This is a genomic window from Ancylobacter sp. G4_0304 (assembly GCF_047501495.1).
Taxonomy (GTDB): Bacteria; Pseudomonadota; Alphaproteobacteria; order Rhizobiales; family Xanthobacteraceae; genus Ancylobacter.
In genome coordinates this window covers 93,784-109,589 of the sequence record NZ_JAZDRM010000009.1, presented here as the reverse complement: position 1 = coordinate 109,589, position 15,806 = coordinate 93,784, and the positions used below count along the sequence as shown (strand labels likewise).

General features: G+C 68.5%; 13 protein-coding genes. 7 read left to right on the top strand and 6 right to left on the bottom strand.

Translation table 11 applies throughout. The annotated features are described in order from the left end of the window. Nucleotides 1-70 precede the first annotated feature (70 nt). The 7 genes from VRZ77_RS07400 (at nt 71) to hflX (ending at nt 9,386) form a co-directional block, all read left to right on the top strand. Nucleotides 71-2,341 (top strand): ATP-binding protein, encoded by a 2,271-nt coding sequence (locus tag VRZ77_RS07400; protein WP_414592021.1) that lies wholly within the window; start codon nt 71-73, stop codon nt 2,339-2,341. Nucleotides 2,342-2,355: 14 nt separating this feature from the next. Continuing rightward, on the top strand, nt 2,356-3,723 hold the full coding sequence (locus tag VRZ77_RS07395) for a sigma-54-dependent transcriptional regulator (RefSeq protein WP_414592020.1): 1,368 nt from the start codon (nt 2,356-2,358) through the stop codon (nt 3,721-3,723). 91 nt (nt 3,724-3,814) lie between these two features. Beyond that, on the top strand, nt 3,815-5,191 hold the full coding sequence (gene trkA, locus VRZ77_RS07390; protein WP_414592019.1) for a Trk system potassium transporter TrkA: 1,377 nt from the start codon (nt 3,815-3,817) through the stop codon (nt 5,189-5,191). Between the two features lie 30 nt (nt 5,192-5,221). Then, the gene (locus VRZ77_RS07385; protein WP_414592018.1) at nt 5,222-6,670 is read left to right on the top strand and encodes a potassium transporter TrkG; all 1,449 of its coding nucleotides are present in this window, start codon (nt 5,222-5,224) and stop codon (nt 6,668-6,670) included. 21 nt (nt 6,671-6,691) lie between these two features. Continuing rightward, nucleotides 6,692-7,552 (top strand): D-amino-acid transaminase, encoded by an 861-nt coding sequence (locus VRZ77_RS07380; protein WP_414592017.1) that lies wholly within the window; start codon nt 6,692-6,694, stop codon nt 7,550-7,552. 168 nt (nt 7,553-7,720) lie between these two features. Continuing rightward, nucleotides 7,721-7,972, top strand: a complete 252-nt coding sequence (gene hfq / locus VRZ77_RS07375) for an RNA chaperone Hfq (RefSeq protein WP_241618724.1) — start codon at nt 7,721-7,723, stop codon at nt 7,970-7,972. A 13-nt stretch (nt 7,973-7,985) separates the two neighbouring features. Further along, on the top strand, nt 7,986-9,386 hold the full coding sequence (hflX, locus tag VRZ77_RS07370; protein ID WP_414592016.1) for a GTPase HflX: 1,401 nt from the start codon (nt 7,986-7,988) through the stop codon (nt 9,384-9,386). A 470-nt stretch (nt 9,387-9,856) separates the two neighbouring features. Here the strand turns inward: hflX and mazG are convergent, their stop codons facing one another. The 6 genes from mazG to tmk form a co-directional block, all read right to left on the bottom strand. Beyond that, entirely contained in the window at nt 9,857-10,678 is an 822-nt protein-coding gene (mazG, locus tag VRZ77_RS07365; RefSeq protein ID WP_414592015.1) for a nucleoside triphosphate pyrophosphohydrolase, read from the bottom strand. A gap of 117 nt (nt 10,679-10,795) precedes the next feature. Beyond that, nucleotides 10,796-11,596, bottom strand: a complete 801-nt coding sequence (locus tag VRZ77_RS07360) for an MBL fold metallo-hydrolase (RefSeq protein ID WP_414592014.1) — start codon at nt 11,594-11,596, stop codon at nt 10,796-10,798. A gap of 19 nt (nt 11,597-11,615) precedes the next feature. Continuing rightward, on the bottom strand, nt 11,616-12,389 hold the full coding sequence (locus VRZ77_RS07355; protein WP_414592013.1) for a TatD family hydrolase: 774 nt from the start codon (nt 12,387-12,389) through the stop codon (nt 11,616-11,618). Beyond that, on the bottom strand, nt 12,386-13,939 hold the full coding sequence (gene metG, locus VRZ77_RS07350; protein ID WP_414592012.1) for a methionine--tRNA ligase: 1,554 nt from the start codon (nt 13,937-13,939) through the stop codon (nt 12,386-12,388). The genes VRZ77_RS07355 and metG overlap by 4 nt, the downstream gene beginning before the upstream one ends. 70 nt (nt 13,940-14,009) lie before the next feature. Further along, nucleotides 14,010-15,044 carry a DNA polymerase III subunit delta' gene (locus tag VRZ77_RS07345; protein WP_414592011.1) on the bottom strand — a complete coding sequence of 345 codons (1,035 nt, stop codon included), beginning with the start codon at nt 15,042-15,044 and terminating at the stop codon, nt 14,010-14,012. A 7-nt stretch (nt 15,045-15,051) separates the two neighbouring features. Beyond that, nucleotides 15,052-15,804 (bottom strand): dTMP kinase, encoded by a 753-nt coding sequence (gene tmk / locus VRZ77_RS07340; protein WP_414592010.1) that lies wholly within the window; start codon nt 15,802-15,804, stop codon nt 15,052-15,054. Nucleotides 15,805-15,806: the final 2 nt, after the last annotated feature.

Here is a 15,806-nt window from a genome sequence, read left to right as displayed (position 1 = left end):
TTTTGCACCAGTGTCGTTACACTGCATCACTCCTGACGGGGCGATTCACTCCCCGTCGCAGTGGTGATGAATGAGCGAAGCCCCCGTCCACGGCCCCGAGAAAGGCGACGCGCTCGATTTCGGGGCCATGGGCTTCCGCTTTTCGCTATGGGGCCTGCCGCCGCTCGCCGTGCTGGCGGCGCTGCTCACCGCGCTGGTGAGCTTCATCATCCTGATCGGCATCACCCCGCTGGTGCCCTCCCAGGAAATCGTCGTCATCGTCCTGTGCCTCAACGGCTTCATGTCGCTGGTGCTGCTCGGCATCATCGGCCGCGAGGTCTGGCGCATCGTGAAGGCGCGGCGCCGGGGCAGGGCGGCGGCACGGCTGCATGTGCGCATCGTCGGCCTGTTCGGCATCGTCGCCGTGGTGCCGGCGATCCTCGTCGCCCTGCTGGCCTCGATCACGCTGGACCGCGGCCTTGACCGCTGGTTCTCGGTGCGCACCCGCGCCATCGTCGACAACGCGGTGTCGGTGGCGCAGACCTATGTGCGCGAGCATGCTTATTCGATCCGCGCCGACATCATGGGCATGGCGCGCGATCTCCAGCGCATCCGCCCGCTCTGGGACCAGGACCGCAGCCGCTTCCGCCAGGTGATGACGGCGCTGGCGGTGACGCGCGGCCTGCCCGCCGCCATGGTGATCCAGCGCGACCTGTCGATCGTCGACCGCGCCACCATCCGGGTCGGCCGCGAATTCCTCGTGCCCTCGAACCTCGCGGTGCAGGACGCGACCGAGGAACAGCCGCTGATCTACCTGCCCAACGACGCCGACTTCGTCGGTGCGGTGATCCCGCTGAAGGATTTCGGCGACCTGTTCCTCTATGTCGCCCGCCCGGTCGACCCCAAGGTGATCGACTATCTCAAGGAGACGCAGGCCGCGGTCGCCGACTATCGCAATCTCGAACAGCAGCGCATCGGCGTGCAGGTGGCGTTCGCGCTGCTCTATGCGGTCATCTCGCTCACCGTGCTGCTGTGCGCGGTGTGGCTCGGTATCCATTTCGCCAACCGGCTGGTGGCGCCGATCCGCCGGCTGATCGGCGCGGCCGATCTGGTGGCGGCGGGCAACCTTTATGTCGAGGTCCCGGTCCACCGTGCCGAGGGCGACCTGTCGAGCCTTGCCGAGACCTTCAACAAGATGACGCAGGAACTGCGCACCCAGCGCGACGACCTCGTACAGGCGCGCGACCAGATCGACACCCGCCGCCGCTTCACCGAGGCGGTGCTCTCGGGTGTCGGCGCGGGCGTCATCGGCCTCGATTCCCATGGCAGCATTTCGATCATCAACCGCCCGGCCGAGAAGCTGCTCGGCGTTACCGAGGACGAGGTTCTGGGCAAGAGCCTGCGCGAGGTGATCCCGGAAATCGACGCGCTGCTCACCGAGGCAATGGGCTCCAGCCAGCTCACCGTCCAGGCCAATCTCACGCTCTCCCGCAACGGCCGCGACCGGGTGATCGCGGCGCGCTTTACCACGGAGCGCTCGCGCGAGGCCGATCGCGGCTGGGTGGTGACGCTCGACGACATCACCGAGCTGGTGGTGGCGCAGCGTTCCTCGGCCTGGGCCGACGTGGCCCGGCGCATCGCGCATGAGATCAAGAACCCGCTCACCCCGATCCAGCTTTCCGCCGAGCGCCTGCGCCGGCGCTACGGCAAGGTGATCGGCGAGGACCGCGAGGTGTTCGACCAGTGCACCGAGACCATCATCCGGCAGGTCGGCGATATCGGGCGCATGGTGGACGAGTTCTCCTCCTTCGCTCGCATGCCCAAGCCCGTGGCCGAGGCGCAGGATATCGGCGAGACGGCGCGGCAGGTGGTGTTCCTGATGCGGGTCGGCAACCCGGACATCGCCATCGACCTCAGCCTTCCCGAGACCCCGGTGATCGCGCGTTTCGACCGCCGGCTGATCTCGCAGGCGCTCACCAATATTGTGAAGAACGCGACCGAAGCCCTTGCAGGCATTGAGCCCGAGGAGCGGATCGATCCGCCCCGGATCAAGGTCGCGCTGCAGGCGACCGACACCCTGGTAACGATCGACGTCATCGACAACGGCAAGGGCCTGCCGACCGAGAACCGGGCGCGGCTGCTGGAGCCGTATGTGACGACGCGCGAGAAGGGCACCGGCCTTGGCCTCGCCATCGTCGGCAAGATCATGGAAGAACACGGCGGCGGCATCGAGCTCGACGATGCGCCCGAGGGGCGGGGGGCCTGGATTCGCCTCACCCTCGCGCGCGACGGCGGCGGGGCTGCCCCCAACCTCGACAACAAGACCAGCGGACCGGCCGTGCCCGGCGCCGCTGCCGGCTAAGGGAGAATGGGCTCATGGCGACCGATATTCTGATCGTCGACGACGAGGCCGACATTCGAGGGCTGGTGGCCGGTATCCTCGAAGACGAGGGCTATGCCACCCGCACCGCCAAGGACAGCGACGAGGCGCTGGCCGCCATCGAAGCGCGCCGACCGCATCTCATCTTCCTCGACATCTGGATCGAGCGCTCCAAGCTCGACGGGCTGCAGCTGCTCGAAGTGATCCGCCAGAACCATCCCGAGCTGCCGGTGGTGATGATCTCCGGCCACGGCACCATCGAGACCGCCGTCGCCGCCATCAAGCAGGGCGCCTACGACTTCATCGAGAAGCCGTTCAACTCCGACCGCCTGATCCTCGTCGCCAACCGCGCGCTGGAAACGCTGCGGCTCAAGCGCGAGGTGCGCGACCTCAAGCAGCGTGCCCCCGTGGCGCAGCAGCTCGTCGGCCGCTCCTCGGTGATGAACCAGCTGCGCCAGACCATCGAGCGCGTCGCGCCCACCAACAGCCGCATCATGATCGTCGGCCCCTCAGGCGCCGGCAAGGAGCTGACGGCGCGCATGCTCCACGCCGCCTCGGCCCGCGCCAAGGGGCCGTTCGTGGTGATCAACGCCGCCGCCATCACGCCCGAGCGCATGGAGATCGAGCTGTTCGGCGTCGAGGGCACGGGCGGGCAGGGCCGGCAGGTCGGCGCGCTGGAGGAGGCCCATGGCGGCACCCTGTTCATCGACGAAGTGGCCGACATGCCGCGCGAGACCCAGAACCGCATCCTGCGCGTGCTGGTGGACCAGAACTTCCTGCGCGTGGGCGGGGCCACGCGGGTGTCGGTCGATGTCCGCATCATCTCATCCACCGCGCGCAACCTTGAGAACGAGATTGTCGAGGGCCGCTTCCGCGAGGATCTCTACCACCGGCTCGGCGTGGTGCCGATCCGGGTGCCCCCGCTCGCCGAGCGGCGCGACGACGTGCCGGAGCTGGTGGAGTTCTTCCTCGACCAGATTTCGCAGGGCACCGGCCTGCCGCGCCGGCGCATCGCCGACGACGCGCTGGCTGTGCTCCAGTCCCATGACTGGCCCGGCAATGTCCGCCAGCTCCGCAACAATATTGAGCGGCTGCTGATCCTCGCCACCGGCGATGCGGATGCGGCGGTGACCGCCGACATGCTGCCGCCCGACGTCGGCTCGCTGGTGCCGAGCCTGCCGAACGGCAGCGGCGGCGAGCACCTGATGGGCCTGCCGCTGCGCGACGCGCGCGAGGTGTTCGAGCGCGAATATCTGGTGGCCCAGATCAGCCGTTTCGGCGGTAACATCTCGCGCACCGCCGAATTCGTCGGGATGGAGCGCTCGGCCCTGCATCGCAAGCTGAAAGCGCTCGGCATCGGTTGAGTGCGGCCCCAACTCGTGTAGACCTTGTGCGTCCCCCTGACTCAGGGCGGGGCGGGGCAGGGTGGTTGCAGACCGTGCATAGGAAATCGCCATGAAGGTCGTCATCTGCGGCGCGGGTCAGGTCGGCTTCGGCATTGCGGAGCGGCTGGCGGCCGAGCAGAACGACGTCTCGATCATCGACACGTCGCCGCGCCTCATCCAGGCGGTGACCGACACGCTCGACGTGCGCGGCTTCGTGGGCCACGGCTCGCACCCGGATGTGCTCGCCCGCGCCGGGCTTGAGGCGGCCGACATGCTGATCGCCGTGACGCTGCACGACGAGGTGAACATGATCGCCTGCCAGGTCGGTCATGCCCTGTTCGACGTGCCGACCAAGATCGCTCGCGTGCGCGCCCAGAGCTATCTCCAGGGCCACTGGCGTGACCTGTTCTCGCGCGACCACCTGCCGATCGATGTCGTCATCTCTCCGGAGATCGAGGTCGGCGAGATGGTGCTGCGCCGCCTCTCGCTGCCGGGCGCGGTCGACACGGTGAGCTTCGCCGATGGCGAGGTGGTGGTGGTCGGCGTGCGCTGCGAGGAGGAGTGCCCGGTCCTCGACACCCCGCTGCGCCAGCTCACCGACCTGTTCCCGGACCTCAGGGCCGTGGTGGTGGCGGTGAACCGCAACGGCAAGGTGTTCGTGCCGCGCTCCAGCGACCAGCTGATCGCCGGCGATCTCGCCTATTTCGTCGCGCAGAGCGATCAGGTGACGCGCACCTTGTCGATCTTCGGCCATGACGAGCCGCCGGCCCACCGCATTGTCATCGGCGGCGGCGGCAATATCGGGCTCTATGTCGCGCGCGAGCTGGAGGCGCGCAATCCGCGCGCGCGGGTCAAGCTGATCGAGGACAGTCCCGAGCGCGCCGAGGCCATCGCGCAGCAGCTCGGCAAGACCGTGGTGCTGCGCGGCAGCGCGCTCGACCGGGTGATCCTCGATGAGGCCAATGTCGGCGACGCCGACACCATGATCGCGGTGACCAATGACGACCGCGTCAATATCCTCTCCTGCCTGCTGTCGCGCGAGCTCGGCGCGCGGCGCATGCTCTCGCTGCTGAACGATTCCAACTACCCGGCCTTCGCGCGCGGGCTGGGCATCGACGCCTATGTGAATCCGCGCCAGATCACCGTCTCGAAGATCCTGCAATATGTCCGCAAGGGTCGCATCCGCGGCGTGCATTCGCTGCTGAACGGGGCAGGGGAGGTGATCGAGGCCGAGGCGCTGGAAACCTCGCCGCTGGTCGGCCAGCCGCTCAAGAGCCTCGACCTGTTCGACGGCATGCGCATCGGCGCCGTGGTGCGCGGCGGCCGGGTGCTGCTGCCGCGCGGCGATACCGTGATCCAGGCCCGCGACCGGGTGGTGATGTTCGCGCTGGCGGACCGGGTGAAGCGCGTGGAGCAGCTGTTCCGCGTCAGCCTCGAATTCTTCTGAGAGGCGCGGACCGGTGAGAGTTTCGGCGCCATGATCGCGGTTGCCCGACACAGCGCGCTGGTCGCCGCGGTCATGGCCGGCTTCCTGCTGGTCTCCGCGATTATCGCGGTGCTGCGCCACGAGCCGGGCGCCGGCGTGTACCTGCTGACCGCGCTGCTCACAGTGTTCGGCGCCGGGGCGATGTTCCTCGCCGTGCGCAACCGCCGCGCGCGCATCGACCGCCGCTCGTCCTATGTGCTGCTGGTGGTGCTGTGGCTCGGCACGCCGGTGATAGCCGCCTTTCCGATCGCGGCGACCACAACGCTCGGCCCGTTGCAGGCGTGGATGGAGGCGGTGTCGGCGTTCACCACCTCCGGTGCGATCCAGATTCACGATCTCGGCGAGGTGCCGCGTGCCACCATCGCCTGGCTGCTCACCCTGCAATGGAGCGGCGGCCTGCTGACGCTGGTCGGCGTGGTCGCGGTGCTGGCGCCGGCCGGCATTGGCGGCCTGCCGGACCGTTCCGCCCGCGCCAGCCTCACCGGCTCCACCGAGGCGATGGCGCTGGACGACGCGGTGCGTCAGGTGCTTCCGGTGTATTTCGGCGCCACGGTGCTGTGCACGCTGCTGCTGTTCGCGCTCGGCGTGCGCATGTTCGACGCGCTCGGCCTGGCCGGGGCGGCGCTCTCCACCGGCGGGCTGCTGCCCGATGCCGACGGTATCGCCGCCTACGGGCATTTCACCGTAAAGCTGGTGATGATGGTGTTCATGCTGGTGGGCGGCACCAGCGTGCTGTGGCATCGGCTGCTGCTGACACGGCGCTTCCGCCTCGCCTTCGGCCAGCAGGAGAACATGGCGGTGCTGGCGGTCGCGCTGCTGCTCGGCATCGTCGCCGCCGCCACCTGGTTCAATACCCCGCTCGGCGGGCGCTCGCTGCCGCTGGCGCTGGAGGACGGGCTGTTCACTGCCATTGCGCTGGTCACCACCATGGGCGTCGAGCCGCATGCCGGCGCCTTCACCGCTTTGCCGCTGACGCTGGTGCTGGTCGTCGTGTTCATCGGCGGCGCGACCTTCTCCACTTCCGGCGGCATCAAGATTTACCGCGTCGGCGTGATGATCCTGCAGGGCCGACGCGAGGTTGACCGGCTGGTGCATCCCAATGCGGTGCGCCCGCGACGGCTCGGACAGCAGAACGTCTCGCTGCAGATGATGAAGGCGATCTGGATCAGCTTCGGCGTCGCCTGCACCACCGTCGTGACCGTGACCGTGGCGCTCGCCCCGGTCATGCCGAGCTTCGAGGCGGCGTTCGTCGCGGCGCTGGCGGCGCTGAGCAATGCCGGGCCGGTCTATGCCGCCGGCTGGGACAGCGGTCAGGTCTGGCCCGAATGGGGCGCGCTGCCGGCCTATGCCCAGCTTATACTCGCGGTCACGATGATTCTGGGCCGGCTGGAAATCCTCGTGGTGCTGGGGCTGGTGAATTTCGCCCTGTGGCGCCGCTGACGGGATTGAGGATGAGGGAACATGTCGCGCGTCGCCTATGTGAACGGGCTCTATGTGCCGCATGCCGATGCCGGCGTGCATGTGGAAGATCGCGGCTACCAGTTCGGCGACGGCGTCTACGAGGTGTGCGAGGTGCGCGGCGGCCGCATGGTGGATGAGCGCCGGCACATGGAGCGGCTGGTGCGCTCGCTGGGCGAACTGCGCATCCGCCTGCCCATGCCGCTCCATGCGCTCGGCGTGGTGCTGCGCGAAACCGTTCGCCGCAACCGGGTGCGCGACGGCTTCGTCTATCTGCAGGTCACGCGCGGCGTCGCCCGGCGCGACCACTATTTCCCGGTGCCCGAAGTGCCGCCCGCCATCGTGGTCACCGCGCGCCGCGTCGACCCGGCGAAGAACGAGGCGCTGGCGGCCGAGGGTGTCTCGGTGATCACCGTGCCGGAGAACCGCTGGGACCGGGTGGACATCAAGACCGTCGGCCTGCTGCCGAACGTGCTGGCCAAGCAGGCCGCGCGCGCGGCTGGCGCGCGCGAGGCGTGGTTCGTCGATGCCGACGGCCATGTGACGGAAGGCGGCTCCACCAATGCCTGGATCGTCACGAAGGACGGCGTGCTGCGGACCCGCCCGGCCGAGCACGGCATCCTGCGCGGCATCACCCGGACCGTGATGTTCGAGGTGGCCGAGCAGCTCCAGCTCCGCATCGAGGAGCGCGCCTTCACGGTGGCCGAGGCGCTGGCCGCCCGCGAGGCATTCCTGTCCTCGGCGACCACCATCGCCATGCCGGTGGTGCGAATCGACGGTCAGCCCATCGGTGAGGGAAAGCCCGGTCCGGTGGTGGCGCGGCTGCGCGCGCTGTTCCATTCCGTGGCGGAAATCGCACGCTGACAGGCGCTTCCGTGGCGTATCGCGAAAGCATCTTGCGCGATAAGCATGGTGTGCGATGCTTGCCCCGCACGTTTTCAGACGCTTAGGGCCCCCGGACGGGGCCCGGCCGGCCGATGAAAGCGACCGCGCCGACGAAGTACCAACAACAAACAACGGATCAAAAAAACCATGGCCGCGGAACGTTCGCAGAACCTCCAGGACACCTTTCTCAACCACGTCCGCAAGAACAAGACACCTCTCACGATCTTCCTCGTCAACGGAGTGAAACTCCAGGGAGTCGTGACCTGGTTTGACAATTTCTGCGTCCTGCTGCGGCGGGACGGCCATTCGCAGCTTGTCTACAAGCATGCCATTTCGACCATCATGCCCGGTCATCCCGTTCAGCTTTTCGAGCCGGACGAGACGCCCGAGAAGAGCTGATCGGTAGGGCGACTTGGAACTGAAGAGCCGCAGGCGGCCGGGCGGGGGACCGTCCGACGCCGGACTGCCGCCGAGCCTGGAAGGGGCAGGGGACGCCACGCGCGTGGTCGTCCTCGTCCCGCACCTCACCCGCAAGGCGGCCGAGGGCGAGGAACGCCTGCGCTCACCTGAGGCCCGGCTCGACGAGGCGGTTGGCCTCGCCATGGCGATCGACCTCGATGTCGTCGCCGCCACGCTGGTCGGCCTGTCGCAGGTGCGCCCCGCCACCTATCTCGGCACCGGCAAGGTCGATGAGATCGCCGGTATCGTGAAGGCGGAGGAGGCGGGTCTCGTCTTCGTCGACGCCCCGCTCAGCCCGGTGCAGCAGCGCAACCTTGAAAAGGCGTGGTCGGCCAAGGTCATCGACCGCACGGCGCTGATCCTCGAAATCTTCGGCCAGCGGGCGCGCACCAAGGAAGGCGTGCTTCAGGTGGAGCTTGCCCACCTGAACTACCAGAAAAGCCGCCTGGTGCGCTCCTGGACCCATCTGGAGCGCCAGCGCGGCGGCTTCGGCTTTCTCGGCGGCCCGGGCGAGACACAGATCGAGGCCGACCGGCGCATCATCGGCGAGCGCATCACCAAGATCGAGCGCGAGCTGGAGCAGGTGAAGCGCACCCGCGCCCTGCACCGCGCCAGCCGCAAGAAGGTGCCCTATCCGGTCGTGGCGCTGGTTGGCTACACCAATGCCGGCAAGTCGACGCTGTTCAACCGGCTGACCCGCGCCGACGTGATGGCCAAAGACTTGCTGTTCGCCACGCTCGACCCGACGCTGCGCGCCATCGAGCTCGGCAGCGGCGAGCGCGTGATCCTGTCCGATACGGTCGGCTTCATCTCCGACCTGCCGACCCAGCTTGTCGCCGCCTTCCGCGCCACGCTGGAAGAGGTGATCGAGGCCGATCTCATCCTCCATGTCCGCGACATGGCCCATGAGGACGCCGAGGCGCAGGCTCAGGACGTCGAACGCGTGCTAGCCGATCTCGACATTGACCCGACCGATGACCACCGCCTGATCGAGGTGTGGAACAAGATCGACCTGATGGACGAGGACGGTCGCACCCGCATCTTCAACACCGCGGAGCGCCGCACCGGCGACGCGCGCCCGATCCCGGTTTCGGCGCTGACCGGGGAGGGGCTCGACACCCTGCGCGACGCCATCCGCGAGCGCCTCGCCCGCGAGCGCGTCACGCTCACCCTCGACCTCGACCCCTCCGACGGCGAGGGCCTGAGCTGGCTCTACCGCAACACCGAGGTTCTGGAGCGCCGCGACGCCGTTGATGGGCGGGTCAATCTCGCGGTGCGCGTGCCGCCCGAGCGCGCCGAGCACATCGAGCGTCGATTCGGCGCGCGCCGGTCGAAGACCCCTCCCGCGCACTGAACGGGGTCTTCGTTCCGGCGCATCCGTCGAAACGCATTGGCGCCCGCGAGTCAGTATGAACGGCCTTCGGAGCCGGGAAGCCCCGCTCCGTCATGCTGAGGTGTGCCGGCCCAAGGGCCGGACTCGGAGCACGCCGGCCGGCTGCCATCGCACCCTGCTCCACGCGGCCCACCCCTTCGCCTTCATCCAACCTCCCGGACGGCCGCGCGACACCCTCCGGGATCGCGCAATGAAAACTGCGTCACCCTGCAAACGATCGTGCGCCACAGCACCGCTTCATCCGCGCCCCCTCGTAACAAGACGGCAAGATTCCGTGATTTATGCTGTCGGGCCAATGCCTTGCCAAATTGCCGCCGCGTCGTCCGTCAAACCGAACGGCATTCCGTGAAACAGTCCCGGTGCCGGCGAACGCGGCGCGCAGGGCAGGGCGCCCCTGCCCGATCCTCTGCCAAGCAGAGGCTTTCGCCGTCCTATTCCCGCCCCTTGGCCTGCTGCCAGAGCGCTTCCATCTCGTCGAGGCTGGCGTCCTGCGGGGCACGGCCCTGCGCCTCCAGCGCCTCCTCGATATGGGCGAAGCGGCGGGTGAACTTCTCGTTGGTGCCGCGCAGCGCCGCCTCCGGATCGACGCCGAGATGGCGCGCCAGATTGGCGAGCGCGAACATCAAATCGCCGATCTCGCCCGCCGCCGCCGCGCGGTCGCCGCTGGCGATCTCGGCCTCGACCTCGGCGATCTCCTCGCGGATCTTGTCGATCACCTGAACCGTGTCCGGCCAGTCGAAGCCGACCCGCGCCGCCTTGGCCTGCAGCTTCACCGCGCGGGTGAGGGCAGGCGCCCCCACCGCCACCCCATCCAGCGTGCGCGCCTTCGCCTCGCCCGGCAGTCCCCGTGCCGCCCGCCGCTCGGCCTTCAGCCGTTTCTCGTCCGCCTTGATCTCTTCCCACGCCGCATTCACCGCCGCGACACCGCGCCCGCGCGCCTCGCCGAAGACGTGAGGATGGCGGCGTATCATCTTGGCGGTCACGGCCGTTACCACGTCGCCGAAATCGAAGGCGCCGCGCTCCTGCGCCATCCTCGCGTGAAACACCACCTGAAGCAGCAGGTCGCCCAGCTCGTCGCACAGATCGTCGAGGTCGCCGCGCGCGATGGCATCGGCCACCTCATAGGCCTCCTCGATGGTGTAGGGCGCGATGGAGGCGAAGTCCTGTTCCAGGTCCCACGGGCAGCCGGTCTCCGGCGTGCGCAGCGCGGCCATGATTTCAAGGAGCCGGCCAATATCGCGAGAGGGCTTCAAGACGGCATCTCCACCGGCTGGTTTCTGCGCCAGATACGATTCGCAGAAGACATATTATGGAAAACAAACGGATATGACGACATGGGTGCTGCTTACGAAATTGGCGGCAACCTGCTGTCAGGTCTCGATTTTCAGGCCGTCATAGGCCGGGATGACATGCGCCGGCAATTCGCGCCGCAGCGTCTGGTAGTCCAGATCGGTGTGCAGATTGGTCAGGACGGCCCGGCGCGGCTTCATGCGCTCGATCCAGCCCAGCGCCTCGCTCAGCGAGAAATGCGTCGGGTGCGGCGTGTAGCGCAGCGCGTCGATCACCCAGACATCGAGGTCTTCCAGATAAGGCAGGCTCGACGGCGGCAGGTCGTGCAGGTCGCTGGAATAGGCCAGCCCGCCGATGCGGAAGCCATAGGACGAGATGTTGCCGTGGAACTGCCGGAACGCCAGCGCCTCCAGCGTGCCGCCGGGTCCGGGAATGCGGATCGCGTCGCCGTCGGCGAAGCGGTGCTCGGTCAGGATCGGCGGATAGTCGCTGCCCGGCGGCGTCTCGAAGCAGTAGCCGAAGCGCTGGTGCAGCACGGCCGAGGTCTCGGCGTCGACATGCACGTCGATGCGCCGCCGGTGCTGGATGGTCAGCGGGCGCAGATCGTCGATGCCGTGGGTGTGGTCGGCGTGCTCGTGGGTGAACAGCACCGCGTCGAGCCGGTCGACATGCGCGTCGAGCAACTGTTCGCGCAGATCCGGCGAGGTGTCGATCAGAACACGGGTAGGGCGCCCCTCGCCTTCCGCGTAGCGCTCGGCCAGCATCGAGCAGCGGCGGCGGCGGTTCTTCGGTTCCGTGGGGTCGCAGGCCCCCCACCCCTGCCCGACTCGCGGCACCCCGCCCGAGGAGCCGCAGCCGAGAATGGTGAAGTGGAAAGCCATGCCGGATATGCGTCCTGTGTCAGCTGGCCTTGGAGAACAGGCGGAAGAAATTGCGCGTGGTCACCGCGGCGATGTCCTCGCGCGACAGACCGCGTGTCTCGCCCAATATACGGGCGGTCTCCACCACATAGGAAGGCTCGTTGCGCTTTCCCCGCCAGGGATTCGGCGCGAGATACGGCGCGTCGGTCTCCACCAGCAGCCGGTCCTCCGGCAGAGAGGCCGCGATCTCGCGCAGCGGCGCACCGGTCTTGAAGGTCAATATGCCGGAGAACGACACATAGCCGCCCAGCGCGACGGCGCGGCGGGCAAGATCGGGCCCGGCGGTGAAGCAGTGCAGCACGAAGGGAAAGGCGCCCTTGGCGCTCTCTTCCTCCAGGATCGCGGCGGTGTCCTCGTCTGCGTCGCGGGCGTGGATCACCAGCGGCAGCTGGGTCTGCCGCGCGGCGGCGATGTGCAGGCGGAAGCCGGCGGCCTGCGCCTCGCGTGGCGCGGTATCGTAATGATAGTCGAGCCCCGCCTCGCCGATCGCCACCACCTTGGGATGGTCGGCTTCGCGCAGCAGTTCGTCCAGCGTCACGTCGACTTCCTCGCCGGCATTGTGCGGGTGCGTGCCGACCGAGCAGAACACGTCGTCATAGCGCTCGGCGATCGCCTTGACCTGCCCGGCGCGGCGGATGCGGGTGCCGATGGTGACCAGGCGCCCCACCCCGGCCGCCCTCGCCCGCGCGACCACGGCGTCGAGCTCGGCGGCAAAGTCCGGGAAATCGAGATGGCAATGGCTGTCGACGATCATGCGCCGGCCGCCTCGGGCTCGACATAGCGCGGGAACACCGGCGCCGGCGCGGGTAGCACGGTGCCACCCTTCAGCCGCCCGGCCTCGCCGAGCGTGGCGAAGTCGCGGGCGTCGGCCGGCACGGCGATCAAGTCGAGCAGCTTGCCCGCGCTCACCGGCACGAAGGGCTGCGCCAGCACCGCGACCTGGCGGATCACCTCGGCCGTGGTCCACAGCACCGTGCCGAAGCGCTCCGGGTCGCTCTTGCGCAGTTCCCACGGCGCGGAAGCGGCGAAATAGCGGTTGGCGTCCGCCACCACGGCCCAGATCGCGGCCAGCGCGTTGTGAATCTGCTGGCCCTCCATCGCCTCGCGCACCTTGGCGCCCATGGCGTCGGCGGCGCTGAGAATCGCCGCGTCGTCCGCCGAGAGCGGGCCGGGCGCGGGAAGCGTGCCGCCAAGGTTCTTGGCGATCATCGACAGCGAGCGCTGGGCGAGATTGCCGAGGTCGTTGGCAAGGTCAGCATTGGTGCGCGCGACGATGGCCTCGTGGCTGTAGGAGCCGTCCTGTCCGAACGGAATCTCGCGCAGCAGGAAATAGCGCAGCGCGTCGACGCCATAGGCTTTTGCGAGGTCGAACGGGTCGATCACATTGCCGACCGACTTCGACATCTTCTCCCCGCGATTATGGATGAAGCCATGGGCGAACACGGTCTTCGGCGGCTCAAGGCCGGCGGAGAGCAGGAAGGCCGGCCAGTACACCGCGTGGAAGCGGATGATGTCCTTGCCGATGACGTGCAGGTCCGCCGGCCAGAACCGCTTGAACGATGCGCCCTCGGTGTCGGGATAGCCCACGCCGGTGATGTAATTGGTCAGGGCGTCGACCCAGACATACATCACATGCGCCTCGTCGCCGGGCACCGGAATGCCCCAGCTGAAGGTGGTGCGGCTGATCGAGAGGTCCTGCAGCCCGCTTTTCACGAAGCTGGTCACCTCGTTGCGCCGTACGTCGGGCCGGATGAAATCCGGGTGCGCGTCGTAATAGGCGAGCAGCGTGTCCTGATAGGCCGAGAGGCGGAAGAAATAGCTCTTCTCCTCGGTCCATTCCACCGGCGTGCCCTGCGGGCCGAGACGCACGCCATCGGCGTTCAGCGTGGTCTCATCCTCGGCGTAGTAGGCTTCGTCGCGGACCGAATACCAGCCGGAATAGGCGCCGAGATAAATGTCGCCCTTGGCGACCATCTTCTCCCAGATCGCCTGCGACGAGACGATGTGGTCCTCGTCGGTGGTGCGGATGAAGCGGTCGTAGTCGACGCCCAGCAGCGCATCCATCTCCTTGAAGCGCGTGGCGTTCTTCGTCGCCCATTCGAACGGCGTCAGCCCCTGCTTTTCCGCCGTCTGCGCCATCTTCAGCCCGTGCTCGTCGGTGCCGGTCAGGAAGTAGACGTCATAGCCGTCCAGCTTCTTGAAGCGCGCGAGCGCGTCGGAGGCGATCTTCTCATAGGCGTGGCCGATATGAGGAAAGCCGTTCGGGTAGTCGATGGCGGTGGTGATGTAGTAGGCGGGTTTCACGCGAGAACTTCCTGAGCTGTCAGCGCCGCGACCGGGTGCCGTCAGGGCCGGCGCCGCGAGGCGGGTGCGGTTAGCGCCGCACGGCCTCGTCAAGCGACGCGAAAATCCTGAAGACGAGCGTCTTGCGGTCGAGATTGTAGGTATCCGCGTCGATCGCCGCGCGGCGAACCTTCTCCCACACCTCCGGCAGGCGTGCAAGGCGAAGCGAGGCGCTTTGCCGCCGCCCGGTGGCGTGGTCGGATATCCAGTTCTCGATGGTTGCGACGAAGCTGTCGAGCGCCCCTCCCCGGTCGCCCTGCAGCTTTTCGCCGAGCGCGTGCAGGCCCTTGCGGTCGACATCTGGCAGGCGGTCGAGCAGGTCGTGCGTCGCCTTGCGCACGGCAAGCCCGTCGCCCGTCAGCAGCGCCAGCGCCTCGCGCACGCTGCCCTCGCTCGCCTCCGCCGCCTCGGTGAAGCGCGCGGCGTCGAGGTCGGTCATCGCGCCTGTGAGGCTTTCCAGCGCGGGGACGACATCCCCAGTGGCGAGCGGGCGCAGCGGTACGGCGCGGCAGCGCGAGCGGATGGTCGGCAGCAGCCGGCCCGGCGCGTGGCTCACCAGCAGGAACAGCGCGCGCGACGGCGGCTCTTCCAGCGTCTTCAGCAGCGCGTTCGCTCCTTGCGCGTTCATCTCGTCCAGCGTGTCGACGATGCACACCCGCCAGCCGCCCAGCGCCGCCGTGGAGCCGAAGAAGGAGCGCACCTTGCGGACCTGTTCGGCCGGGATCATCGAGGGCAGCTTGCCGCTGTCGTTCGGCGTGCGGCGCAGCACCAGAAGATCGGGGTGCGAGAGCGCATCGACCTGCCGCGCGGCGGAATGGGTAGGATCGACCGCGATCGAGCCCTCGGGCGCCGCGCCACCGGAGAGCACGAAGCGCGCCACGCGATAGGCAAAGGTCGCCTTGCCGACGCCCTCCAGACCGCCGACCAGCAGCGCGTGGGGCAGGCGTCCGGCGTCCCAGGCCTCGCGCACCATGGCTTCCGCCTCACCATGGCCGAACAGCACATGGCGCTCGCGCGGGCTCGGGGCGGTGCCGAAGCGATCGGCTTCCGGGAGGTTATCGCTCATGCCGTTCTCATGCCCGCCGCGCGACGACGCGCTGCGGCGCGGGCGCCGGGCCGGGGCGCTTGGGCAGATAGTCGCCGAGCCGCGCGCTCACCACCTGCCACACCGCCTCGGCCACCTGTTCCGGCGTGCCGGAGGCGTCGACCAGCACGCAGCGCGCCGGTTCGCGGGTCGCGATGTCGCGAAACGCCTCGCGCAGGCGCAGGTGAAAATTCAGATCCTCGCTCTCGAAGCGGTCGGCATTGCTGCCGGAGCGCGCGGCGGCGCGGGCGAGGCCCTCGGCGGCCGGCAGGTCGAGGATGAGGGTCAGGTCCGGCCGTGTGTCGCCGACCGTCACCGCCTCCAGCGCCGCGATCAGGCGCGGGTCGAGATCGCCCAGCACGCCCTGATAGGCGCGGGTGGAATCGGCGAAGCGGTCGCAGATCACCCAGCTTCCGCTCTCCAGCGTCGGGCGGATGGTGACGTCGAGATGATCGGCCCGCGCGGCGGCGAACAGCGCGGCTTCCGCGAAGGGGCCGAGCGGCTTGGCGGCGCCGGAGAGCACGACATGGCGCATGATTTCCGCCCCCGGCGAGCCGCCGGGCTCGCGCGTGGTATTGGCGTGAATGCCGATCTGGCGCAGCCGCTCGCTCAGCAGGCGCACCTGCGTCGACTTGCCGGCGCCCTCGCCTCCCTCGAAGGTGACGAAGCGCCCGCGCCGCACCGTGCGCTCGGTCGCGGAGGCGGCGGGCTTGCTGCTGAAACGCCGCGTGGTGGTGGCCATGG